The organism is Burkholderia aenigmatica, from assembly GCF_902499175.1.
GTDB classification, from domain to species: Bacteria; Pseudomonadota; Gammaproteobacteria; order Burkholderiales; family Burkholderiaceae; genus Burkholderia; species Burkholderia aenigmatica.
This window is the reverse complement of the sequence record NZ_CABVQC010000011.1, coordinates 32,104-56,456: the sequence shown is the minus strand read 5'-3', so window position 1 is coordinate 56,456 and position 24,353 is coordinate 32,104. Positions and strand designations below refer to the sequence as shown.

23 protein-coding genes are annotated in these 24,353 nt (G+C 64.9%); 18 read left to right on the top strand and 5 right to left on the bottom strand.

Features of this window, described 5'->3' with window-relative positions; all coding sequences use genetic code 11:
* The 3 genes from BDO18943_RS10450 (at position 1) to ppk2 (ending at position 3,741) form a co-directional block, all read left to right on the top strand.
* A complete protein-coding gene (locus BDO18943_RS10450) occupies positions 1-1,296 on the top strand; it encodes an HlyD family secretion protein (protein ID WP_175022218.1) in 1,296 nt (431 codons plus the stop codon).
* A 4-nt stretch (positions 1,297-1,300) separates the two neighbouring features.
* Positions 1,301-2,695, top strand: a complete 1,395-nt coding sequence (locus BDO18943_RS10445) for an OmpW/AlkL family protein (RefSeq protein ID WP_175022217.1) — start codon at positions 1,301-1,303, stop codon at positions 2,693-2,695.
* 89 nt (positions 2,696-2,784) lie between these two features.
* Positions 2,785-3,741, top strand: a complete 957-nt coding sequence (gene ppk2, locus BDO18943_RS10440) for a polyphosphate kinase 2 (protein WP_043183434.1) — start codon at positions 2,785-2,787, stop codon at positions 3,739-3,741.
* Positions 3,742-3,796: 55 nt separating this feature from the next.
* Here ppk2 and BDO18943_RS43150 read toward each other — a convergent pair whose 3' ends face one another.
* Entirely contained in the window at positions 3,797-3,973 is a 177-nt protein-coding gene (locus tag BDO18943_RS43150) for a hypothetical protein (protein ID WP_374101796.1), read from the bottom strand.
* A 346-nt stretch (positions 3,974-4,319) separates the two neighbouring features.
* Entirely contained in the window at positions 4,320-4,907 is a 588-nt protein-coding gene (locus BDO18943_RS10430) for an IMPACT family protein (protein ID WP_175022216.1), read from the bottom strand.
* A gap of 525 nt (positions 4,908-5,432) precedes the next feature.
* On the opposite strand from BDO18943_RS10430, the gene BDO18943_RS10425 reads away from it, so the two are divergent.
* Positions 5,433-6,188 carry a hypothetical protein gene (locus tag BDO18943_RS10425; RefSeq protein ID WP_186248565.1) on the top strand — a complete coding sequence of 252 codons (756 nt, stop codon included), beginning with the start codon at positions 5,433-5,435 and terminating at the stop codon, positions 6,186-6,188.
* Positions 6,164-6,616 (top strand): DUF4087 domain-containing protein, encoded by a 453-nt coding sequence (locus BDO18943_RS10420; RefSeq protein ID WP_175022214.1) that lies wholly within the window; start codon positions 6,164-6,166, stop codon positions 6,614-6,616. The genes BDO18943_RS10425 and BDO18943_RS10420 overlap by 25 nt, the downstream gene beginning before the upstream one ends.
* A 33-nt stretch (positions 6,617-6,649) precedes the next feature.
* On the opposite strand, the gene BDO18943_RS10415 is transcribed toward BDO18943_RS10420, so the two are convergent.
* A complete protein-coding gene (locus tag BDO18943_RS10415; RefSeq protein WP_175022213.1) occupies positions 6,650-7,300 on the bottom strand; it encodes a DUF2625 domain-containing protein in 651 nt (216 codons plus the stop codon).
* Between the two features lie 29 nt (positions 7,301-7,329).
* Entirely contained in the window at positions 7,330-8,187 is an 858-nt protein-coding gene (locus tag BDO18943_RS10410) for a LysR family transcriptional regulator (RefSeq protein ID WP_175022212.1), read from the bottom strand.
* Positions 8,188-8,314: 127 nt separating this feature from the next.
* On the opposite strand from BDO18943_RS10410, the gene BDO18943_RS10405 reads away from it, so the two are divergent.
* From BDO18943_RS10405 to BDO18943_RS10395, 3 genes are all read left to right on the top strand, one after another.
* Complete coding sequence (locus tag BDO18943_RS10405) at positions 8,315-8,893, top strand: DUF4865 family protein (RefSeq protein WP_175022211.1); 579 nt, start codon at positions 8,315-8,317, stop codon at positions 8,891-8,893.
* Positions 8,893-9,063, top strand: a complete 171-nt coding sequence (locus BDO18943_RS10400; RefSeq protein WP_175022210.1) for a hypothetical protein — start codon at positions 8,893-8,895, stop codon at positions 9,061-9,063. The genes BDO18943_RS10405 and BDO18943_RS10400 overlap by 1 nt, the downstream gene beginning before the upstream one ends.
* Before the next feature lie 390 nt (positions 9,064-9,453).
* The gene (locus BDO18943_RS10395; protein WP_175022209.1) at positions 9,454-11,883 is read left to right on the top strand and encodes a right-handed parallel beta-helix repeat-containing protein; all 2,430 of its coding nucleotides are present in this window, start codon (positions 9,454-9,456) and stop codon (positions 11,881-11,883) included.
* A gap of 74 nt (positions 11,884-11,957) precedes the next feature.
* Here BDO18943_RS10395 and BDO18943_RS10390 read toward each other — a convergent pair whose 3' ends face one another.
* A complete protein-coding gene (locus tag BDO18943_RS10390) occupies positions 11,958-12,947 on the bottom strand; it encodes a polysaccharide biosynthesis/export family protein (RefSeq protein ID WP_374101797.1) in 990 nt (329 codons plus the stop codon).
* Here BDO18943_RS10390 and BDO18943_RS42595 point away from each other — a divergent pair.
* The 10 genes from BDO18943_RS42595 (at position 12,946) to BDO18943_RS10345 (ending at position 24,195) form a co-directional block, all read left to right on the top strand.
* Positions 12,946-13,449: a hypothetical protein gene (locus tag BDO18943_RS42595; RefSeq protein WP_235995929.1), complete on the top strand. Its 504-nt coding sequence runs from the start codon at positions 12,946-12,948 to the stop codon at positions 13,447-13,449. The two genes, BDO18943_RS10390 and BDO18943_RS42595, sit on opposite strands and share 2 nt — an antisense overlap.
* Before the next feature lie 138 nt (positions 13,450-13,587).
* Positions 13,588-14,634 (top strand): GHMP family kinase ATP-binding protein, encoded by a 1,047-nt coding sequence (locus BDO18943_RS10385; protein ID WP_175022207.1) that lies wholly within the window; start codon positions 13,588-13,590, stop codon positions 14,632-14,634.
* Positions 14,631-15,212 carry a D-sedoheptulose 7-phosphate isomerase gene (locus BDO18943_RS10380; RefSeq protein ID WP_043183459.1) on the top strand — a complete coding sequence of 194 codons (582 nt, stop codon included), beginning with the start codon at positions 14,631-14,633 and terminating at the stop codon, positions 15,210-15,212. Before BDO18943_RS10385 ends, BDO18943_RS10380 begins: the two co-directional genes overlap by 4 nt.
* Positions 15,209-15,940 (top strand): nucleotidyltransferase family protein, encoded by a 732-nt coding sequence (locus BDO18943_RS10375; RefSeq protein ID WP_235995916.1) that lies wholly within the window; start codon positions 15,209-15,211, stop codon positions 15,938-15,940. Before BDO18943_RS10380 ends, BDO18943_RS10375 begins: the two co-directional genes overlap by 4 nt.
* Positions 15,930-16,502 carry a D-glycero-beta-D-manno-heptose 1,7-bisphosphate 7-phosphatase gene (gmhB, locus tag BDO18943_RS10370; protein WP_175022205.1) on the top strand — a complete coding sequence of 191 codons (573 nt, stop codon included), beginning with the start codon at positions 15,930-15,932 and terminating at the stop codon, positions 16,500-16,502. Before BDO18943_RS10375 ends, gmhB begins: the two co-directional genes overlap by 11 nt.
* A 232-nt stretch (positions 16,503-16,734) precedes the next feature.
* Positions 16,735-18,957 carry a GNVR domain-containing protein gene (locus tag BDO18943_RS10365; RefSeq protein WP_175022204.1) on the top strand — a complete coding sequence of 741 codons (2,223 nt, stop codon included), beginning with the start codon at positions 16,735-16,737 and terminating at the stop codon, positions 18,955-18,957.
* 42 nt (positions 18,958-18,999) lie between these two features.
* Positions 19,000-20,181, top strand: coding sequence for a glycosyltransferase (locus BDO18943_RS10360; RefSeq protein WP_175022203.1), 1,182 nt, complete (start codon positions 19,000-19,002; stop codon positions 20,179-20,181).
* A 101-nt stretch (positions 20,182-20,282) separates the two neighbouring features.
* Positions 20,283-21,632: a DUF6418 domain-containing protein gene (locus tag BDO18943_RS10355; RefSeq protein ID WP_222106650.1), complete on the top strand. Its 1,350-nt coding sequence runs from the start codon at positions 20,283-20,285 to the stop codon at positions 21,630-21,632.
* On the top strand, positions 21,629-22,867 hold the full coding sequence (locus tag BDO18943_RS10350) for an MATE family efflux transporter (RefSeq protein ID WP_175022202.1): 1,239 nt from the start codon (positions 21,629-21,631) through the stop codon (positions 22,865-22,867). Before BDO18943_RS10355 ends, BDO18943_RS10350 begins: the two co-directional genes overlap by 4 nt.
* A 119-nt stretch (positions 22,868-22,986) precedes the next feature.
* A complete protein-coding gene (locus tag BDO18943_RS10345; RefSeq protein WP_175022201.1) occupies positions 22,987-24,195 on the top strand; it encodes a glycosyltransferase in 1,209 nt (402 codons plus the stop codon).
* Positions 24,196-24,353: the final 158 nt, after the last annotated feature.

The window sequence follows — 24,353 nt, the reverse complement described above, 5'->3', positions numbered from 1 at the left end:
ATGCCGACCTGGAACTCCGCCCTCCGAGAACAGAAGCCGTCGCGCAAGCTCGCGCGTGGCACGACCTTCGGCACCGTGATCCACGGCGTCGTCGACGTGCCGGTGTCGATGCGGTTCTTCTGCTATCTGTCGCTGACGATGTTCGCGATGTTCGTGATTGCGCTCGTCGAACTGAGCTATGCGAACACCGAGAGCGTGTCGGGGATGCTGACGCCGCGCTCGGGGCTGATCGGCGTCAGCGCGCCGCCGGGCTGGGCCGTGCGCGACATCTACGTCGGCAAGGACCAGCACGTGAAGGCCGGCCAGCGGCTGCTGGCGGTGACGCGCGACACGAGCTTCGTGAGCCAGGCGAACAACGTGCAGGGGATGCGCGCGGCGCTCGACCGGCAGCGCGTCGAGGTCACGCAGCAGATCGACGCGGCGCGCCTCGAATACAAGTCGTCGGTGCAGCAGATCAACCAGCAGATCGCCGCGCAGGGCGAGAGCCGCGGGCTGATCGACCGGCAGATCCAGGACCAGAAGCGCATCGTCGACGAGTACGGCGAACGGCGCGCGCGCGTGAAGCAGCTGCTCGACGAGCAGGTCGTGACGCTCGAGCAGTACAACCAGGTCAACACGCAGTACCTGCAGGCCGGGCAGGCGTACCAGGACTTGCTGCTGCGCCGCGCCGAGCTCGCGAAGAACGCGATGAAGCTGCGCGGCGACCTCGACACGATGCAGAGCAAGTACGACGGCGCGAACGCGGAACTGAAGATCAAGCAGGAGGAGCTGAACGCGAAGGAATACAACATCGACGAGAACGTGAACCAGGTGCTGTACGCGCCGGCCGACGGGCAGATCGTGCGGCTCGACGTCGTGCAGGGCGGCGTGATCGACCCGCCGGGCACGCGCGTCGTCGAGATCCTGCCCGCGAAGGCCGACGGGCTGATCGCCGAGGTCTACATCCCGTCGTCGAAGGCCGGCTTCGTGAAGAAGGGGCAGGAAGTGAAGGTTGCGTACGCAAGCTATCCGGTCGAGAAGTTCGGCACGTATCTCGGCAAGGTGCTGTCGATCTCGCCTGTCGCGTTTTCCGCGAAGGAACTGAACCTGCCGGGCGATGCCGCCACGCCTCAGACCTACTTCAAGACCTGGGTCGAGCTGGCCGACCGTGCGCCGGCATTCGAAGGGCGGCCGCTGTCGCTGCGGGCCGGGATGATGCTGAAGGCCGACATCGTGCTGGAGCGGCGCAGCCTGCTCGAATGGCTGTTCGAGCCGCTGTACCGGATCCGTCAACGCCTGTTCGGCGTGCCGGCCTGAGCCGATGGTGAGCCGGGACAAGGACCGCCGCCGCGTGCGGCCGGGCGCCGTGCGTCCGCTGTCGCGCTGGCTCGGCGCGACGCTGTTCGCCTGCGCGGCCGCCGCGCATGGCGCGCCGCAGCCGGACGGCGACGCCGAACCACGCTGGCAGGCCGGGGCCGACGGGATCGGCTTCTGGCCGGGCGGCGACGCGGACGGGTTCGATGCGAGCGCGTGGGCGACCGATGCGGGGCCGGCCCGCCGCGGGCGCGACGATTCGGGCGGTGGGCCGCAACCCGACGCCGTCCCGTTGACGGCGCGCAAGATCACGCTCGGCCAGCGAACCAGCGGGGCGGGGCGCACATGCGGGGCCACGCGCGACGACGGCGCGGCCGGCATCGGCTTCGATGACGGCGGCGGTGACGCCGGCACCGGCTGCAAGCCAGGCGCCGCGCAGGAGGCGGCGAACGACGCGCCGGCGCGCGGCGTCGTCCACGCCGACCGCATGCCGTACGAACTGCATCCCATCGACCCGTCGCGGCTGCCCGATCTGCCGGCCGCCCAGGCGCCGCCGCTGCTGACGCAACTGATGGGCGACGACCGCAACATGGTCGCCCTCGGCTGGCACTTCGTCGGCACGACCGGCCGATCGACGCCCGTGACGACGCACACGGACGCACTCGGGCTGAACAGCTTCCAGAACCAGGGTTCGAGCCTGTCGCTCAGCAATACGAACACGCTGGCGTTCACGTTTACCCACTTTTTCTCGGAGAACTGGGCGGCCGAACTCGGCGGGGGCATCCCGCCGGTACTGACGCTGCGCGGGAACGGCAGTATCGCGCTGCCGCTCGACCGGATTTTTTCGGGTGTCCAGGGGCGCTTGCCGCTGATCGATCTCGCGAACACGCAAAGCAACCCGCTCGCGACCACGCGCGCGTGGCTCGGGTCCGTCGTGTTCAAGTATTACCTTGGCGAGCGCGACGATCGTTTCCGCCCGTTCGCGGGTATCGGCATCAGCTATACGCGCTTCACGAACACGAACCTGAATCCCGTGTTCCAGCGCAAGCTCGCGTCGCTCGGCGGGCTGCTCGCGGCGGGCGGGGACATCGGCAGCCTGCAGTCGCTGCTGCTCGATCCGTCGCTGTTCCAGCGCATCTGGGATGCCGGCGGCGACCTGCTGCTGTCGGGGAAGACCAACGTATCGGCGAAGGTGAAGAGCGTGTGGCAGCCGGTGTTCACCGTCGGCGCGAGCTACCAGATCACGCGCCAGTTCTGGATCACCGGCATGGTGACCTATATCCCGTTGCGGACCAGGATTACGCTGGACATCGACCAGCCGAACCGGCAGCTCGCGTCGAACACGTTCGATATCTCCGCGAACCCCGTGCTGGCCAGCGTGCTGCTCGCGTACCGCTTCTGACGGGCGTGGCGGCCCTCATTTCATGATTTTGACGCGCGACACTGGGATAATGGCGGAGTTTGGCTGCGTCAATGATGGAAGGAGGCCCCATGGGCGACAACGATACCCGCACCGAGACCGGAACCGACAACCTCACCGAGATGGAGTCGATGGAGGCGCGCCAGCGCCGTTTCGAGGAAGATCTGGTCGACGCGTACGACGAAGAGCTCGAGATGGAGCTCGACGACCGCCGCTTCGACGACAACGACGACTTGCTGTTCTCGCAGGAGCGTCGCGAGGCACGCAAGGAGTATTTCCGCGAGCTGTTCCGGCTGCAGGGCGAGCTCGTGAAGTTGCAGGACTGGGTCGTGAGCACGGGGCACCGGCTCGTCGTCATTTTCGAGGGGCGCGACGCGGCCGGCAAGGGCGGCGCGATCAAGCGCATCACGCAGCGGCTGAACCCGCGGGTCTGCCGGGTCGCCGCGCTGCCCGCGCCGAGCAACCGCGAGCGCACGCAATGGTATTTCCAGCGCTATGTCGCGCATCTGCCGGCCGGCGGCGAGATCGTGCTGTTCGACCGCAGCTGGTACAACCGCGCGGGCGTCGAGCGTGTGATGAACTTCTGCACCGACGACGAATACGAGGAGTTTTTCCGTTCGGTGCCGGAGTTCGAGAAGATGCTGGTGCGCAGCGGGATCCAGATCGTCAAATACTGGTTCTCGATCACCGATCACGAGCAGGAAGTGCGCTTCCAGAGCCGGATCGAGGATCCGCTGAAGCAGTGGAAGCTGAGTCCGATGGACCTGGAAAGCCGCCGCCGCTGGGAAGCCTATACGGCCGCGAAGGAAGAGATGCTGCAGCGCACGCATATTCCGGAGGCGCCGTGGTGGGTCGTGCAGGCCGTCGACAAGAAGCGCGCGCGGCTGAACTGCATTCACCATCTGCTGCAACAGGTGCCGTATCACGAGGTGCCGCACGCGCCGATCGACCTGCCGCCGCGCGAGCATCACGAGGATTACATCCGCCGGCCGACGCCGGACGACATGATCGTGCCGGATACTTACTGAGCGGTCGTGGCGGGTTCGATGCGATGAAGGGGCGCGCCGTGCAACGCGGCGCGCGTTACTCCCGGATCAGGAACGCGGTGCGGTCGCGCCCGCTCCATGTCGCTCCGGTTGCCGGGTCGCGATACTTCACGCCGACGGTGAACAGCTTTGCACGATGGCTGTCACCCTGCCCGAAGATTTCCCGTGCGGTCAGCACGTAGCGCGTGACGAGCTCGCGCACCTGCGCCGGCACCGCGCTGCGTTCGCGGCTCCGTGCCGCCTTGATGCGCCGATCGAGTTCCGCAAGCTGGGCTTGCAGTGTCTGTACTTGGTGCAGGCGTCCGTTATCCCGTAGCCGAGTTTGGATGAGTGGCGACGCGCGACGAACCGCACGTCGGCATGCCCGGCCTTGGCGTGCCGCCGCGGCCGGTGGCGGTTGCGTGCTGCCTGTGCCGGCCTGCGGGTAAGACGTATGTGGCGCGAGTCGCCGGGAACCCGGTGAGATCAAGTGGCGGCGCGCGTTTTTTCTATCGGATGTATCTGATTTTTCGGCGGAATGTGCAGATAGCCGGGGCGACGGAGCGGACGGTTGCCGTTCGTCACAGATCGGGAAAGCCCGATCGGCCTTGCGTCAGGTCGAACAACTCGGTTCGCGCATTCCCGTCGGCGGTCTCGGGCAGCTTGATCACGAGCTTCACCGTCATCCCGTACGCGCTGCCCACCAGTTCATAACCCGCCTGTTCGATCCAGCGGCGCACGCGTGCCTCCTCGGGATAGCCGATCTCGATCGCGAGCCGCGTGTAGCGGATGCGTTCGACGCGCTCGGCATCGAGCAGCGCCGACGCGATTGCATCGGTGTACGCGCGTACCAACCCGCCCGCGCCCAGCTTCACGCCACCGTAGTAACGCACGACCGCGCCGAGCACGCCGTCGAGATCGTGATGGCGCAGCACTTCCAGGATCGGGCGGCCGGCAGTGCCCGACGGCTCGCCGTCGTCCGACATGCCCGACTGGCCGCCCGCCAGCAGTGCCCAGCATACGTGGGTGGCGGCCGGATGTTCGTCGCGCAGGCGCTGCAGCGCCTGCATCGCCGCGTCGCGGTCTTCGACGGGAATTGCGTACGCGATGAAGCGGCTCTTGCGGATCTCGAGTTCCCGGATGTAGGTGGTGGCGAGCGAGTACATCATGCGTCGCGAGGTGAAAAATGTAAAGAAATCAAGATGATGGCGGCGTGTCGATTCTGTTGATGCTCACCCGGGCAGGCGTTGGCCGGCTGCACGGGCGGGATGAAGGCGGAATTTTACCGTGGCGCGCATCGAAGCATTTCGATGCGATCTGAACCTGACCCGGGCGATGTGCCGGATACATCAAGACAAAGCGCACCGATGTGAATGGTGCGAGGGTGGCGGACGTGCCGTCGCCCGTGATGCCGAACACGGGATACCCGTCGATGTGCGGCGTATGCCGGATGCGCCGGCCGCGAGCGGATATTGAGCGCGAGAGCCATCAACTGTTGATTGCCGGACGTAAAGCGAGCTGCGGGTCGCGTATCCCGATGTTCGAATAAAAAATACCAGTCTCGATCCGGTATTGCGCATCTCTTGATAACCGGGTCGTCCAGGGCTGCGTGCTAGTATCGCGCGATTCCTTCCGGAAACTGCAGCGAGTGATTGATCGTGATAGCGAAGACGCGATTCAAGACGATATCCATATTGATGGTTCCTGTCGTTGTGCTCGCCATCGCAGGCTATGCGTGGTTCAAGCTATCTCGTCAGTCTTCGACCACATTCCCGAGTCCCCCCTCCCAAACTCAGGCAGAGGCGTTTGCGCGTCAGGACGCGTTGCGCTACACGACCGACGAAATTTGCGACGATTATCGCAACTGGCCTGTCGTCTACGATTTCGACGCGCCGGTGTACACCGAGACCAAATATACGCTGGCGTTGATGGAGGCGCTGGCCAATGCTGGATTCGTCACCAGAACGGTTGTGCCGCACCGGAATGCCGGGCCGGTTCAGTTCTATCCGCACGAAAAGCGGATTTACGACATTGCTCCGCAAGCGAAGCCGTATGTGCGCGAACAGCGCAATCAAACCGGTACATCCGGGGCCGGCGGAGCGTCGAAGGCCCTTTGCTTTGGCCGCTATGTGTACGATAGCTTCACGTCGCTCGAGGCGGACTTTTTTGTCGGAGATTCGTCGGACCGGTCGAGGATCAACGGGAGCGTCTACAAGGATCTTGATGGCGCGTACAGGACGGATGTCAGGTATTCGATACGGGCTGCGCAGGGATTCGACGAGTGGGCAAATTCCATCGACATGCAGTTGCACGGACACAAGGTCCGTAACGAGGCCGAATATTATCCGTTTCGCCAGCTCGGAGATATGATGATTTGGGGCACCGGGCTGGAAAAGTATGTATCGCTGGAATACAGCGAAGGCAAATGGAAATTTGCCCCGAAATCCTGATCGAGGTGGCAATGCGCGATACCCGGCGGCGGTTCGTCCACCGTATTCAGACATGGATCGGCATGCTGTATTCGGCGTTGGTGTTGATGTGCCCGATCCATGCTGACGCGTCAGGGGATCGATGTGGCTGGCTGGATCTGTCGAGGAATTCGTCGAAGAACAATGCAATCGAGTTTCATGACAGCGAGCGGATCTGGATGGTCGACAGGGAGGCCGGGCAATGGCCGGTCATTCGTCAGTCGGACATGTATCCGAATACCACGAAGTCGTATACGTATTCATCGGTTCGCGAAGAGGATTATTTGACATGCGCGTGCATGGTATTCGAGTCCGTTGACGGTGGCGACGTGACGAAGATGCACCGGGCACGCCTCATTCCGATTGATCGCTGCCTGCGCGACAAGAATTTATGGCAGCCGCCGAATTAGCCGGGTGGCGGCTATTCAACGGTTGTGGCCCGATCAGGGTTGTCGTGACGCCGCGGATCCAGGACTGACATGAAGCGCGTACAGCTCGGAAACGCTGACCGCCTTGCGGCTGCTGTGTTCCACCGAGCCTTCGTTCGTCCACAGGAACGGATAGAAGTGGACGCATTGATCCGTCGTCAGATGCTGAATATCAGCTTGCCAGCCTGACCAGCGCAAGCTCGCATAGAAGTCGTGCAGCTTTTCGCTGAGCGACCACCGCACGAAGTCGCTATACCCGATCTCGAGAGGCTCCCATCTCAACGTGTCGGGTGCAAAGTAATACACCGAACCCGTGTCATCCCCGAGTGCGCCGCCGTTCAACGCGAAGAAGCCGCCGACGGCATCGTCTGCGATCAATAGAAAACCGGACGATCGCCCCGTGTTCCAGCCGACGATGTCTCTGGGCAGCCTGGGATGGCCCGAGCCAAGCAGACGAAGGTAGCCGCCTTCCACCAGGATGCCGCCGGTCGAATAGGCGATGGCCCCCAGGGTCGATCGGGTGGATACCTGAAGCGCTGAAAGCACTTCGCCACGCCGATCGGATGCGGGCAGTATTTCGCAAGGGTGACGGGCTGCCGCCGCCCACTCGAGCAAAGTCGGGAGCGCGGATTCGCGTTCGTTGATCAGTTCGTCCAGCGGGCGCATGTTGTTCTCCGGGTTGTGCAAGCGCGACATCACCGCACGCCGACCGACGAACGCAGTGCCGCACCGAGCGTGCGTAGCGCCTGCCGGGCCCGCGCATCGGTCAGGCTCGAGTAGAGCACGACATCGCGCGTCGGCAATGGCGGCAGCCCGTATCGCGCACCCACGTCGACCGATCCGACGGGCGCCACGCGATGCCCGAGCGCGGCGACCGCCAGCCCCGCGGATACCGCCGCGCCGATCGTCGCCACGCCGCCACCGACGAACACTTCCGTCCAGGCGACGCCGGCTTCGTCCAGTGCGCCAATCGCCATGCGGCGCACGCTGCACGGCTCGGCCTGTGTCGCGAGTCGCAGCGGTTGCGGCGGATGGTACTCGAAATCGGTCGCGGCCATCCAGCCGAACGATTCCGACAGCAGGGTTTCACCGTCGAGCCGCCGGCTGTCGTGTTGCAGCGCGACGGCGGCGTCGAGCTGGCCGCGGTCGAACGCATCGAGCACGTCGCGCGATGCGGCAACCCGGATCTCCAGTACGAGCCCCGGTTCCGCTTCGCTCATGCGCCGAAGCAGCATCGGTAGATCCGCGCCGACGACATGATGGCTCACGCCGATCACCAGCCGCCGCTGGCCGGCGCCGAACGCGCCGATCGCACCCTGGTGAGCGGCCACGAGTTCGCGCGCCGGCTCCAGGAACGCGGTGCCGTCGGCCGACAGGCGAACCTGCCGCGGCGTGCGTTCCAGCAGGCGGCGGCCGAGGCCGTCTTCGAGCCGCTTGATCTTCAGGCTCACCGCGGACTGCGTCGTGTCCATCGCCTCGGCGGCCCGCGTGAAGCTCTTGAGGTCGGCGGTCAGCACGAACGCCTGCACGGCCTCGATGTCGAGCGTTTTCATCGCACACGCATCCATTGAGAAATGAAATCATTGAAATATTCTGCCATCGTATTTTCAAATGATTCAAGGTCTTCTACGCTGTTCTCAAGCCGTTCGGAATCTCCCTTATCGTTCCCAGGAGTCGATCATGCTGACCGCGTACTACGTGCACCGCCTGCCGACGGACTACGACCTCGACATCATCCGCAATCGCGTGCGTGAGCGCGGCAGGCTCTGGGACGACACGCCGGATCTGGTGTTCAAGGGGTTCCTGCTGCGCGAGGCCGGCCGCCACGGCGCGACGGAAAACGGCTATGCATCGCTTTATCTGTGGCGCAATGAGCAGGCGTTCGCCAGGTTCGTCACGGATGGCCGCTACCGGGGCGTGACGGACAGCTTCGGACGCGCGCCGATCGACGTGCAGGTCGCGCTCGATGCGCGCAAGGGCAGTGCGTCGACGGGGCGCTTCGTGCGGCTGGAAGCGATCGACATTCCGGCGGATGCCGACCTCGATGCGACGCTGGTACGGGAGGTCGCACGCAATCGCGAAGCGGCGGCGCGGCAGGGCACGGTCGCGGCCGCCGTCAGCCTCGATCCGCTGCGCTGGCGGCTGACGCGCGTACTCGTTTCGGATCACGAACCGGACGATGGCGGCGCGGGCACGGTGTACCAGGTCCTGCATCTGGCCCGGCCGTTGCTCGATACGCTCGAGGGGAGCGGGGTGTGATGAACGGCGTCGCGTCGCAATCGCGGGCCCGGCTGGCGGATGGGGCGAGCGGCGCGGCATCGACGCGATTGCCGGCCGGTCTGGTGGTCACCGCGCATCTGGCCGGGATGGCGGCAGGGATCGTCGCGATTGCCGCGCTCGCGACGTTGCTGGCGTTACTGTTCCGATAAGGTTCGCCAGTGCGGAGGGGGATACGGAAGAGCCGGGCACGACGTGCGCGGCTCTTCCGTGGGGGCATTCCTGCTCAGTGCCCCTGCCTTTCTTCGGCATGATCGCGCAGCGGGGTGGAAAGGCGGTCATCGTTCCCGATGGCGGAGGCATGGCTGGGTAAGAAGTGCCTGGCTGCAGGCGCTTTGCGAGGAAATCGGACGGCGCATGCGTTCCGGGTCGTTGCGTACGCATCGAACTTGGTTTCAGTCATGTCGCGCACGGTGTGTCGAAAATGGCGCTTCTATTCTGGAATGGGCGAGTACGAACGATCGTGCTCGCTCATGCTCTTCAGATTCCCTTTTTTGACTTCTTTGCATCGCGATTGAATCGCGACGATACGGAGCGCCTGAATGACAGCAGAATTTCCGGCTACATACGTTGTGGGTACCGCAACGGGCCTGACCGCCCGCCCGCTTCTGCAGGAACTGGTCGATCTCCCGATGAGCGTGAGGCGGTTCGGGGTAACGGGTGACGGTGTGACCGACGATACGGCGGCACTACAGGTGGCGCTTGGCGCCGGGGTCCCGCTGTATTTTCCGCCGGGTACCTATCTGTACAACACAACGCTGACGGCAACGGCGTCGATCGTCGGAGCCGGGTGGGGCTCGATCTTGCAGTGCACGACGGCGCAAGGCGAGAATTCGGTGATTTACTGGCGCGGAGCCAGTCAATTCAAAATTCAGAATCTGCAGTTTTTTTCAAAGAACGCGACCGCCTATTATCCGGACGAGAACGCCGGTTCAATTAACTTGCTGGACTGCAGCCAGTTTGAAATTTCGGGGTGCAAGTTCAACAACTCGGCCGGCGGCGGCGCGATCATGCGCAGTTGTACCAACGGCAAGGTGTTCGGCAATACCCTGCTCGATATCTGGCATGACGGTATTCATGTGACCAAGGCAAGCTCGGATATCACCATCACCAACAACGAGGTGATCAACGGCGGCGATGACGCGTTTGCAGTGGTCGGTTACTTCAACGAGGGCGTCCGGCCCCGCCGCATTACGATCGCAAACAACCGGGTTGTCGGCACCAAATATGCGCGCGGCATCGCGATCGTCGGTGCCCAAGACATCACGGTGACCGACAACCAGATCTACAACCCGATGGCGGCCGGTATTTATGTGGCATCGGAGTTGACCAGCGTTTACCAGTCGTACGGCAACGACAATGTGACGGTCGCCAATAACGTGCTGGATACGTGCGGAGTTCAATCCAACATCGGCGCAATCGTCAATTCGCCAAACGGGCCGATCGGCTACGGGGCATTGGTCGTGACCGCGACGGCCGGATTCAATAATTCGAACATCACGATCGTCAACAACACGATCAAGAATGCCGCGGGCACGCCGATCGGACTGTGGCAGCCGGCCGGGAACAACATCCACATCAACATTTCGCAGAACACGATCAGCAATGCATGGGATCCGAACAACAAGAACGGATTCCCGTTGACGACGATCGCCGCGACGTCGGCATCGACGACGCTGAACTTTGCCAATACCCCTGGCGTCGCCGTCGGCATGACGGCCTGGTATTTCAACGGGTCGACCAGCGTGCCGATCGGCACGGTCGTATCGGCCGGCGTATCGACGGTCACGCTGAACCGGAGTGCGACCGTGCCGGGCGGCGGCACCGTGATCTTTTCCGGTGTCGGTCTGTTCGGCGCGACGATCAAGACTACCGCGTCGGCCCCGAGTGCCGCGACGTCGTTGACGTTCGCCACGACGACCGGGGTGACGTACAACGACAACTATGGTTTCGGGTCACCCGGGAACGAAACGACCGGGGTGTCGGTCGGGCAGGGCGTCAGCGGGACCAACATCGCGGCTGGCACCTTCGTGATCGGCGTGACGCAGAATTCGGTGACGTTGAGCAAGGCGACGACCGGCACCGTGGCGAGCGGCGCTTCCATCGTCTTTGCGCCGATGGTCGCCATGACGTCCCAGACGATCACGACCTCGGCTGCAGCGGCGCCGGGAACCAGCACGCTGACGTTCACGCCGTATCCGTCGGCACGCGGCTGCGCGGTGGGGCAAGGCGTATCCGGAACGAATATCCCGGTCGGCACTTACGTGACGTCGGTTTCCGGCAACGGAAATGGCCCGACCGTCACGCTGTCCAGCAATGTCACGGGCAGCGGCATTGCCAGTGGCGCGTCGATCACGTTCACCGGGACCGGCGGACTGAGCGCCGTTTCCGGAATCGCGCTGTATAACACCCGAGGGTGCATCGTCTCGAAGAATCAAATGTCCGGCATCTCCAAGGACGGTATCTATGTGGACGGATCCTGCACGTCGTTCACGGAGATCAGCGGCAACACCGGGGAGAATATCGGCTGCTGCAACGGCTTCGCTCGCCTCATCACGGTCGGGGCGCTCACGGCCGGGGCATCGCTCAAACTGCGAGGAAACTACATGGCCCAGCCGGTCAACTATCCTCGCGCAATCGACTCGCTGATCTCGTCGAACTCATGGGCCTACACGTCGTGGAGCGAAGACAACCTGGCGCAAAACGGCTTCGTTGGCTTCGGCGTGCAACTGACGCCGGTTGTGCAGACAGTGGGGGCGTCGCCGTGGTCGTTCGCGAACAGCTACCCGAGTGCGGTCAGCATGTCGATCGCCGGCGGCACCGTGTCGTCGATCGGTGTGTCCCGAAACGGGCAGGCCGCCTATGCGTCCGGATTGACGAACGGGTTGATCGATCTCAAGCCGGGCGACGCGATGACCGTCACCTATAGCGCTGCGCCTACCGTCACGATGATTCCGAGACTGGGGCAATAGCGCACGTTCGGGTCGACCTGCACGCAGGGAGCGGCGAATCATGCCGACCCGCTCCCTGCGTACGGCCGGCCCGGCTACTTCGTGACGAGCGCGCCGGTCAACCCGGCGCTGATCGCCGGCAGCAGCAGGTTCAGCACGCGGCTTGCGCGGACGAGCCCGGTGTTGTCGACATAGACGACGTCCTTCGACGCCAGCGGGAACTGGTTCGCAAGCAGCATCGACACCGGTGACTGCATGTCGAGGTGATAAATGACGGGTGCGCTGTCGGCTGCCTTGCGCAGCACGAACACCTGCTTGGCATTCGAGGTCTGCTGGTTGAGCTGGCCGGCCTGCGTGAGCGCTTCGCTCAGCGTGAGCGTACCGTCGCGCAGCGGCGCGACGGCTTGCGGCCTGACCACTTCGCCCATCACGTACACGGGATTGTCGTCGCGCGCGCCCACATGCAGCATGTCGCCGGGTTTCAGCATGATGTCCGCCGGATTCTTTCCGGACTTCATCATCTGCGCGACGTTCAGCGGATAGATCGTGCCGTTGCGGGTAATCGTGACGCGGCTCTGATCCGCGGTCGGCGCGAATCCGCCCGCGCGGCTGACGGCTTCGATCAGCGTCATCGGAATGTCGTTGATCGCCTGCGCGCCCGGATTGCGCACTTCGCCGTCGACATAGACCTGGGTCGCGCGGAACGATGCGACGCGAACCGTGACCTGCGGCTTGACGAACACCTTGCTGAGCTCGGTCCTGACCTCGTGCTGGATCTGCGCGACGGTTTTCCCGACGGCGTGAATGGGATGCGGGATGTATGGAAACTGCACGTTGCCGCTGCTGTCGACGACGAAGCCGGGCGCGGCGTCCGCGGCCTTCGTGTTCTGCACCGGCTGCCCGGCGGCCGTCGCGAATTCGGGGTGATCCCATACCGTGATCTGCAGCACGTCGCCGGCACCGAGCCGGTACATGTCCGACTTTGCAAACAGGGTCGGCGGGATCGACGCAGCGGGGGCGTGTTTCTGCTCGGCCCGGATCTGCTCGATCTGCGTCAGGTCAATCTGCTTGACCGGAACCTGCATGTCGCTGGTCACGTCGCCGTTGTCGGCGGTCGTGACCGGCAACGCGGTCGAACTCATGTGCTGCCCCGGAACGACCGTGCATGCGGAAAGCATCGCAACGGTCGCGCAGGAGAGCGCGATGCACATGCCGCGCATGGCAGTGCGAGCGTGGCCCGGCGCCACGGAATCGAACGGTAGAACGTTTTTCATTTTTGTGTCCAGCATCGATGAATCGATTGATACGTTATCCAGATCGAATTCGGGCCGGACGTCGCGTGCCCGTTTCGTTCTGAACATCGTGATGACGCTTCCCGGCGGCAGGCAGGCACCGGGCAATCGGCGCATGTTCCACCGCGGCATCGCTTCCGGCAGCAATTGTCAAAAACTGGCAATGACGGAAGGACGTCGTCGTGCGAAGGCGGGAACGTGCCGGTGTTTTGCATGCCGTTTCGCACGTCGCCGTGCCGATCGCGAACAGAGCGTAACGCAGGTTGGACGCTTGGAAATTGCGGCGGCGGCTTAATGTAAGCCATCGCACGCAGCGTGCAGGACATCTATCGCATAGTGGCATCACCGAACATGGCCGTGCATTCCCGGCGGAGTGTGCGGGGGCGGGAACGGCATCGTGCCGGCGTCCGGCTCATTGTCTGCGAGAGATTTCATGACACGCTTCATTGCCCGTTCGAGGGCTCCTTTGCGGTTGGGTCTGGGCGGTGGCGGAACCGATGTGCCGCCTTATTCGGACCGGTTCGGCGGTCTGGCGCTCAATGTGACGATCGAGAAGTTCGCGTACGCGTCGATCGCGCCGCGCGATGACGCGAAGATCGAGCTGGTCGCCGCCGATACGGATACCCGATGGATCGGCCCCGTGTCGCCGGTGCTCGAAGTGCGGAACGGGCTCGGGCTGCACGTGGGCGTCTACAACCGGATCGTCCGGGATTTCCACGGCGGCCACCCGCTGGCCGTCACGATCACGACGTGCTCCGAAGCACCGCCGGGATCCGGGCTCGGATCGTCGTCGACGATCGTCGTCGCGCTGGTCAGGGCCTTCTGCGAACTGCTGTCGCTGCCGCTCGGCGAATACGACATCGCCCACCTCGCGCACGACATCGAGCGAGAGGATCTCGGGCTGGCCGGCGGCAAGCAGGATCAATACGCGGCGACGTTCGGCGGGCTGAACTTCATGGAGTTCTACGGCGATCGCGTGATCGTCAATCCGCTGCGGATCAAGCAGGAAATCAAGGCTGAGATGGAGGCGTCGCTCGTGCTGTATTACACCGGCGTCTCGCGCGAGTCGGCCAACATCATCAAGGAACAGAGCAGCAACGTGGCGGAAGGCGTGGCCGATTCGCTGGCCGCGCTGCACGAAGTGAAGGACGAAGCCGTTCGCATGAAGGAGGCCGTGCTGCGCGCCGATTTCGACGCGTTCGCCGCGTCGATGCGCGACGCGTGGGAATCGAAGAAGCGGATGGCGAAGAACATCTCGAACTCGATGATCGACGAACTGTACCGTGTCGCGGTGCGGGCGGGCGCGAAGGCGGGCAAGGTGTCTGGTGCGGGCGGCGGCGGCTTCATGATGTTCTTCGTCGATCCGGTGGATCGGCCGGCCGTGATGCGTGCGCTGGATGCATGCAACGGGATCAACGGCCAGGTGCTGAACTGTACGTTCACCGATATCGGTGCGCAGTCGTGGAGAAAGAAACAATGACGATCACGGTAGAGAGCGAAATTCGCCAGACGTTGTCGGTGCTGACGGCGCTCGTATCCGACCGGGACCAACTGGCGCGGATCGAGCAGGTGGCCGAGCGCGTGACGGAGGCGCTGCGCGCGGGCAACAAGATCCTGCTCGCGGGCAATGGCGGCAGCGCGGCGGATGCGCAGCATATCGCCGGCGAATTCGTCAGCCGCTTCAACTTCGACCGGCCGGGGCTCGCGGCGTTTGCACTGACCGTGGACAGCTCGGTCATGACCGCGATCGGCAACGACTACGGCTACGAGAAGCTGTTCGAGCGCCAGATCCAGGCGACGGGTCGCCCCGGTGACGTCTTCTGGGCGTATTCGACGTCCGGGCGTTCGCCCAACATTCTCCGTGCGCTGGAAGTGGCCCGGACGGCCGGCATGTTCTCGGTCGGGTTCACCGGTAACGGGCCTGGTGCCGCCGAGATGCGCAGTCGTGCCGACCTCTGCATCGAGATTCCGTCCGCATCGACACCGAAGATCCAGGAAGGGCATCTCGTGTGCGGCCACATCATCTGCGGCATCGTCGAAGAACGGATCTTCGCATGAGCGCGATGCTGCCGTGCCTGATCCTTGCCGGCGGCCTCGGCACGCGGCTGCGCCCGGTGCTGGGCGACGCGCTGCCGAAGGCGCTCGCGCCGATCGACGGCGAGCCGTTTCTGTGCTGGATGTTGCAAGGGCTCCGGCAGCAGGGCGTGACGGAGGTGGTGCTGTCGCTCGGCTACGGCAGCGGCCCGATCAAGGCGCTCGTGACGTCGCGCGACTTCGGCATCGCGATTGCCGTGGTCGAGGAGGACGAGCCGCTCGGCACCGGCGGCGCGATCGTTCACGCGCTGAAGGCCCAAGGTGAGCGCGACATGATCGTGATGAACGGCGATACGTGGTCGAACCTGGATGTGCAGGCGCTGTCGGCGTTCTACCGCGCGACGTGCCCCGATCTCGTCGTGGCGGCGACGCGGGTCGACGATGCGTCGCGCTACGGCACGCTCGAATTCGACGCGAGCTCGCGCAGGCTGTCGGCATTCCGCGAGAAGCGCCCGGCGCAGGGCTACATCAACGCGGGCACGTATGTCGTCAACGCGCGCACGCTGCTCGGTTTCGCGCTGCCGGAAAAATTCTCGTTCGAGCAGGACTTCCTGGGCGAACGGGTCGAATCGCTCGACATGCGTGTGTTTCCCGAGGTCACCGAGTTTATCGACATCGGTGTGCCGGCGGACTACCGACGTGCGCAAACCGTCATTCCGCCAATGCTGGAGACGCGAACCAGTGAAGCGTAAGGCACTGTTCCTGGATCGCGATGGCGTGATCAATGTCGACTACGGCTACGTGCACCGGCAGCAGGACTGCGTATTCGTCGACGGCATCTTCGACCTCGTGCGGCTGGCCAATGCAACCGGTCACCAGGTGGTGGTCGTGACGAATCAGGCCGGTATCGGCCGCGGGTATTTTTCGGAGTCGCAGTTCGTCGCGTTCATGGACTGGATGCGGCGCAGGTTCGACGAGCGGGGCGCGAGAATCGACCGCGTCTATTACTGCCCGCATCACCCGGTGGCCGGGATGGGCCGCTACCGGCAAGCGTGCACATGCCGGAAACCGCAGCCGGGGATGCTGCACGACGCGCGGCGTGATCTCGGTCTCGACCTGTCCGCGTCGATCCTGGTCGGCGACAAGCAGTCCGACCTCGATGCGGGCGCGCGCGCCGGCGTCGGGCGTCGCTTCCTGTTCGTGGGCGACCAGCCCGGCCATGCGGAAGCCGATCCGGCGGCCGACGTCGTCACACGGCTGGCCGATATCGGCGCGGCGCTGCAGGGCAAGGGAATCGCCGCTGCGGGTGCGTAGGTGGCGGCAGTATCGACGACTGCCTGGCGGAATGAAACGAGCGAGGGCTCGGGAACGGACTGCCGGCCGTTGCGCCGGTCGGGCGGCAACACACAGGGCATCCAGATTCCCCGTGCGGTGCTTCCCGGATCGGCACTGAAGGGTTTCCAGCCGGATTTTCAAAGGCATGAACGTGAACAACAACGCGCGTAAAGCGGCGAAGACAGCCGGATCTTCCATTCTGGAGTTCAGCATGAAGATGGACCGACCTGCATTTACCGGGCATCAAAACGAAACGAAACACGCCGGCCGGAATGCGACGCGGTTGTCGTCGATCGATTTGCTGGAGAACGTGCTCGACAACGGGCGCCTCTTCGCGGCCGTGTTCGCGGCCTGCCTGCTGCTGGCGATCGTCTATGCGATTGCGGCAACGCCGGTGTATTCGGCCGACACGCTGATCCAGATCGAAGAGAACAAGGCCAGCGCACTGGGATCGCTGTCGTCGATCTCCAAGGCACTCGATATCCAGAATTCGGCCGTGGTCGGCGAGATCGACATCGTCCGCTCGCGTTCGGTCGTCCTGGAAGCGATGAATGCGACGGCCGCACAGGCCGAGGTGTCGGTCGAGAACCGGTTTCCGATCGTCGGCGGCCTCATCGGTTCGTTCATGCCGAAGGACGCGAACGGTCTCGTCGACGCGCCACTCGGGATGTCGTCGTGGGCATGGGGCGGCGAGCGCCTGGAGTTCAGGGCGTTCGAGGTGCCAGCCGCGCAGGTCGGCAAGGCGCTGGAGTTCGACTATCTCGACGGCAACCGGTTTCGGCTGAAGGATCGCAGCGGTCAGGAGGTGCTGAGCGGTGTGGTCGGCGTGCCGAGCGCGAGCAACGGCTATCGCGTCGACGTGGCGCGGATCGTTGCGCGCCCCGGTGCGGAATTCCGCGTGCGGCGCGTCGCCACCGACGTCCGTCTCGAAGCGATCCTGAAGAAGCTGGGCGTGACCGAGACCAAGCGGCAGTCGGGCATCATGCAGCTGAATTTCGAGGACGCCGATCCGGTCTTTGCCATGCGCATGCTCAACGCAGTCGCGACGGCCTACCTGAACTTCAACGCGAGACGCCGGGCTGACGATGCCGAGCGCAGCCTCACGTTCCTCAACGCGCAGATGCCGATCGTCAAGGCCCGGCTGCAACAGGCCGAACAGGCGCTGAACGCGTTTCGCAACCAGCAGGGCTCGATCGACGCGCAGGGCGACATCCGGCTGCTCGTCGAGCAACTGGCGTTCGTCGACAAGTCGCGGCTCGAGACCAAGCTCGCGTACCAGGACCTGTTGTCGAAATACGTGCCGGGACAACCGCAGGTCGTGGCGGCGGCCAACAAGCTGAAGGAACTCGACGCGCAGGCTGCAGTGCTGAAGGAAAAGGCGGCGCGGCTGCCGTCGCAACAGCAGACGTACTTGCGTCTGGCGCGCGACGTCGAGGTCAACAATCAGCTCTATGTCGGGCTACTGAACAACACGCAGCAATTGCAGATCGCGGAAGCCGGCACGGTCGGCAACGCGTCGATCGTCGACAAGGCCGTCGTCAGCGACAAGCCGATTCGGCCGAAGCGCCTGATCGTGATTCTGGCCGGTGCCGTGACCGGACTGATGCTGGGCTTTCTCGCGGCGCAGGGCCGAGCATTGCTGGCCGGGCGCATCCGCGATCCGCACGACCTGGAAGCGGCGCTCGGCATTCCGATGCTCGGCGTTCTGCCGACTTCGCGCCGCCAGGCCGAAGCGGATGCGAACCGCACGCCGGCATTCATCGCGACGAAGGAACCGGCCGACGTGCCGCTGGCCGACGCGATGGACAGCCTGGCGCTGACGTTGCGGCACCGGCTGGCCGCGTATGGCGGCGACGCGAAGGTCGTGCTGATGTCGTCCGCGGCGCCGGCGCAGGGCAAGTCGATGATTGCCGCCAATCTCGCGTACCTGTACGCGGAGAAGGGGCTCAAGACGGTGATCGTGGATGCCAACGTGCGCGCGCCGGCGCTGCATCGCTATCTGCCGGTCAATGCGGCGAAAGGCCTGTCCGACGTACTGAAAGGCGAGCTGTCGGCCGATGATGCGATCACCGTCGTCGACGGTCGGCTCGATGCGCTGTCCGCCGGAAAACAGGGCGCGTCGACGCGCAATCTGTTCGACATGGCGCGTCTCGACGCGCTGGTCGCGTCGTTGCGGAGCCGCTACGACATGGTCATCGTGGATGCGCCGTCCGCTTCGCCGGTGGCCGACCTCGCGGCATTGTCGCGCGTTGCCGACATGACGCTGCTGGTGGCCCGCCAGGGTTCTGCGAACTCGGCCGGCATCACGGACGCGCTCGACAGCCTGGGCAAGATCGGCGTGCGCATCGACGGGCTGGTGTTCAACGGCTTCGAACCGTCGCCGTTGCGCGGCGTCCGCCGGATCAGCGCCGGCTTCGCCGCGGCGCGCGCCTGATCGAACGGGGGATTCAATGCTATTGGGAGAGGAGCGGATCGCATGAGTGATTCGGCGACAAGCAAGGAGGAATTGCAGCGCGTGGCGCATGCGGCGCGGATCGTGTGGTTTCTCGGGCCGCGGCCGGTGAGCTGGAACGGCGTCATGCGATACAGCCTCAAATGTATCGACTTCATTCCGGCCATGGCGGAATTCGACGTGGAGCCAGTCGACATTCCGGCCGCGCCGCGCTCGTTTCGGCGCTACTGGACGCAGTTCGTGCTGTATCCGCTGCGAGCGGTCGCGGCGGCGCGCGCCGGGCACTTCGTGATGCTGTACCAGGAAGACCTGGCCTTCATGATTCCGCTGGTCCGGTGGGCCGGTGGCCGGGTCGGCATCGTGCTGCATCACGTGCCGCATCCGGAGCAGGTGCGCGGCGTCGTCGAGAAGCTGAAGAACGCGTACATGCGGCTCACGCAATCGTTGATCGCGACCGCGGACGTGGTGCTCGTGCCCTCGGACATGACGGCGCAGGAAGCGCGGGCGGACCTTCACATCCGTGCCGACCGGATACAGGTCGTGGGCAGTGCGGTGGACGATAGCTATACGCCGATCGACGCGGCCGTGCGCGAACGGGCGCGAGCGATGCTGCTGGCGCGTTTCGGTATCCACGTCGACGCGGCGCTGGTCGTGCTGAACGTCGGTTCGGACGAAACGCGCAAGAACAATGCGACGCTGTTTCGCGCGCTGGCATCGCTCGGGCGCAAGGACGTGATGGTGTTGCGGGTGGGCAGCGCACAGAACCAGGCCAATCGCGACGAATGCCGGGACATCGCCGCACAGGCGGGAATCGCCGTGCATTTCGCCGAAAACGTGGGAGACGAGGATCTCGGCTACTTCTTCCAGGCATCGGATCTGTACGTGTCGCCGACACTGCACGAAGGCTTCGGCCGCACGGTGATCGAAGCGCAGCTCGTCGGCCTGCCGGTCGTCGCGTCGGATCTGCCGGTGTACCGCTACACGATGGGCGAGTCGTTCGTGGCCGTTGCCGATGCGATGGATGCGGCCGAATGGGGCCGGCAGATCGAACGCGTCGCGGGCGACCCGTCGCTGCGGGCCGAACTGGTGAGCGCCGGGCGCGCGAACGCCCAGCGCTTTTCATCTCGCGCGGTCAGCGCGCAATTGCACGACGCGCTGGACCGGGCCGTGCTTGAGCGGCCGCGCGCAGGCCGGGCGGAAGCGTGAAAGAGGCGGTGACGCGAACGATTCAGGCCGACGGCCGGGCCGCGGTATTCGCGGGGCTGGCCGTGTCGACCCTGTTCATCCTCGCGCTGGCGATCAATGCGATGCTGCCGGCGCTCGGCGCGATGGAGCCGAGCGCGACCTGTACGTTGCTGGTGGCGGTCGCGGGGCTGGCCGCGCTGGTCGTCGCCCGCCCGGTATTCGCCGTGTCGATGCTGTACCCGCTGGTGATCGGATTGACCGCGTTCGTTGCCGGCGTGGGAATCGAATCCGGCGGATTCCTGCGCGAAACGGACATCTTCGGGGTTGCGAACGGCGCGTTCAGCCGGCTGCTGTCGTTCTACGCGATCTTCGTCGTGTGCGCGCTGTACGCGTTCGAGCGGTGCCTGAACGAGCGCGACGTGCACGGGCCGATTCGCGCGCGGATGACGCGTCAGCCGGTCAGCGTCGCGCTCGGGTTGGGGCTGGCCGGCGCGATCCTCGTGACGGGCGTGCTGGCGGGCCTGACGGGTGGCTTCGCGGTGCTGAGCGGCGTCAACCGCTACGCGCTGCGCAACGATGCGTCGAACAGCGCGCTGTTCAACCTGTTCCTGAACAACCAGACGTTCGTCGCCGTACTGCTCGGCACTTTCTGCACAAGTTCGAACCGCGTCGTGCGATGGGTGTCCGTCGTCCTGATCGTCGCCGATCTGGTGCTCGAAGCCCTGCACGGTGAGCAGTTCATGGCCGTACTGCACGTGTGCCTGACGTTTCTGATCCCGTTCATCGCCATTCATGCGATCAACGGCAAGCCGGTGATGCGCTACCTCGGGATCGGCTCGGTCGTCGCGCTCGTCATCGGCAGCGTGTCCGTGTTCTATGCGTACCGGGGACAAGGGCTGGACATCGCGGAGACGGTGGTGTCGCGCTTTCTCGAACAGGGGCAGGCGTGGTACGTCGTGGACGGCGACGCGCATCTGTTCAGCGCACCGACGCTGGGCGGCATGGCGGCGTTCGGGCGCTTCCTGGGTTCGCTGGGCTCGTTCACCGAGCCGACGTTCTTCAGCGGTGCGCCGGTGAGCGGCCTGCGCGACCTGATGCTGTCGTACGGCACGCCCGAGATCCTGAAGGCGTACGTGTTCGACGACGTCACGTTCACGATGGGTAACGTGGCGGTGCCGGTCTACTGGTTCGGCTACGCGGGCGGCGCACTCTTTGTCGCGTTGACGGGGGCGATCTACGGCGCGGCGAGCGCGATCCTGATCCGGATCGCGATGCGCGGCGGGGTCGTGATGCTGTGGCTGTTCGCGAAGATCTTTGCGTACGCGACCTATGCGATCCAGCAAGGCGATTACTGGACGCTGTTCGGTGTGCGCACGCTGTTCTACCTGGCGATCGCGCTGGTCTGGTGGTATTGCATCGATGCACGGCACGCGAACGCCGACGCGAAGCGGATGGGCACGGGGGCATCTTGAACGCGTTCGTCAGGCTTCTGTTTTCGTCGTTCGCGGGCGTGGTATGCGAAAAGATCATCGGGGCGCTCGCGGCGATCGCGAGCAATCACCTGTTCGCGAACATCTACGGCGCGCGACTGTTCGGCGAGCTGCAGTTCGCGTTGTCGCTCGCGTACGTGATCGGCAGCCTTGCGCTGATTTTCGGCGCACAGGTGATTCAGCCGATCCTCGGCAAGCATCCGCGCTTGCGGCACATGGTCGTCTACCGCGCGTTCCGCCTGCGGCTCACGCTGACGCTGGCCGTCATGGTGCTGTTCATGGGCATCGTGGTGATCGTCATGCGGCCGTCGAGCGTGTCGGAACTCACGTTGATCGCGGCCTTTGCACTGATCGTGGAGCCGATCGCGCTCGGTTCGTTGATGGCTTATGCCGAGTCCAGGCCGTGGGTCATCACGCGGGCGAGGGCCTATGCAAGCTGCGTGCGCGTACTGTGGCTGTACATCGCGGCGCACGCGTCGATGGGCGTGGTCGTCGCTGCGTTCGCCTGGCCGCTCGAGGCATGCGTGGCGGCTGCCGCACCGTTCAGCCGCTATCGCGCGCTGGCGTTGAAGTCGCCGAAATCGTTCCGCGGCAGCGCGGCCGTCACGAAAGCGCTGGTCGTGCGCGGGCTGCGGATCTGGCCGGCCATTGCGGCCAGCGTGCTGGTCCTGCGCATGGACCGGCTGCTGCTCGGCGTGCTGGTCTCCAAGGCCGATCTCGGCATCTACGCGTCGGCGGCGTCGCTGGTCGAGCAGTGGAACTCGGTCGGCACGACGCTGGCGCTGGCATTGGCGCCGAGCATGGTCTTTGCGGCGCGGACCGAGTCGCTGGTGCGTGCCAAGGCGTTGAAGCTCGGCCTGTATCTCGGCCTCGTCGGCTGTGTCGCGTGGGTCGGCAGCTGGTTCATCGGCCGCCCGGTGTTCCTGACGATTTACGGGCCCGCGTTCGTCGACGGCGTGCCGATCATGATCTACGCGACCGGCTGCTCGATCGCCACGTTCGTCGATGCGGGGCTGAGCACGTGGCTCCTGGCCGTGCGCCGCTACCGGCTCATCGTGGTCAAGCAGGTGTTGATCGTCGCGGCGATCGTTGCCGCACCGTTCGTCATGCCGCGCGCGCTGGTGATGTATGCGCCTTCGACCGGGATTGCCGTCTCGCTCGTCGTGTTCTGGTGCGTCGTGCTCGGCCATCTTTTCCATAACAGGGTGCGTCCATGAACGGCCGGTTTCGCGCTGACACGGGCCCCGTTGCGCCGGCACCCGGCCGGACGCGGGCGCCGCCATCCGCGGACGACGCATGCAAGCAAGAGGGTTTCGGATCGACAGGGAGGTCGCTCGTGACAAGCCGGGTGCTGATGGTGATGACGCGGGACATTCCGCAGGACGTATCGAACGGGCGGGAGCGCACGCTGAGCTTCATCCGGAAGGCGATCGGCGAGCACACGGAAGTGGCCGAATTCAAGATCCGCTCGGTGTTCGAAGACGGCGGTATCCGCGCGAAGATCGGCGCGGTGCTGCGCGTGGGATGGAGCGTGTTGCGCGGCGCGCCGTGCGCGCTTCAGGTGGCGATGTTTTCGCATCCGCGCAAGCGGGCGGCGCTGCTTCGCGCCATCGACGCATTCAAGCCGGACGTGATCTATTTCGACGGCATCCGGCTCGTGGACTACGCGATCCTGGTTCGGCGCCACGTGCCCGGATGCCGGATCGTCGTGGATTTCGACGACCTGATGTCGCGTCGCGCCGACATCCTGCGCGAGCAGGATTTTCCGCTGTCGGCCGGATATCTGGAGAAGTCGCTACCGGGGCCGTTCGTCAGGCTCGCCAACGCGAAGCTGGTCCGCAACGCGCTCCTGGGCTATGAGGCGTACGCGCTGAAGCGGCAGGAGCGGGCGGCGATCGGGTCGTCGCATGCCGTCACGCTCGTCTCCGTGGCGGACGCGCACGCGTTGCGGCAGTCGCTCACGAACGACGAAGCGGTGAAGGCGCACGTGATCGCGCCGCCGATGAATGCGCTGCGGCCGATGCGGCATCCGGCGGCGCCGTTCCGGTTCGTCTTCATCGGGTCGGACCGGCAGTTGCAGAACCGGCTGGCGATCGAGTATCTGGTGGCGTTGTGGGCACGTGTCGGTCCGGCGACGCCGCTGGTGATCTACGGGCGCATGGCCGGCCGCTACGATCCCGTGCCGAACGTCGAGTTCGCCGGATTCGCGCCGACCCAGGCGGATGTCTATACCGCGTGCTCCATTGCGTTGTGCCCCGCGTTCCTGCGCGGCGGCATCAAGTCGAAGGTGCTGGAAGCCGTGTCGTACGGCTGCGTGCCGGTCGGGAACGAAGCAGCCTTCGAGGGGCTCGGGTTCCACGACGACGCGCTTGCGATGAGCGAAGCGCGGCTCGAGCGGTTCGTCGTCGAGCCGGCCGCGGAGCTGGAGCACGTCGTGGAAGCGGCGACGCGTTTTGCCGCCTACTGCGAGCAGCACTTCAGCATGCCGGTATTCGACGGGCGGTGGCGCGTGCTGATCGCGCCACCGCCTGACAGCCCGTCGTGACGGGCCCATACAGCGTAGAGGAGGGCATCGATGTCGTGACCTGAACGACTCGCGGACGACCGGCTTCCGGACCTCGCATGTGCAGCGTGGCCGCCGGAAAGGGGAACGTCTTCCGCGAGCGATTTGCCGTCCCGCGGCCGATCGATTCAGCAGTTCGG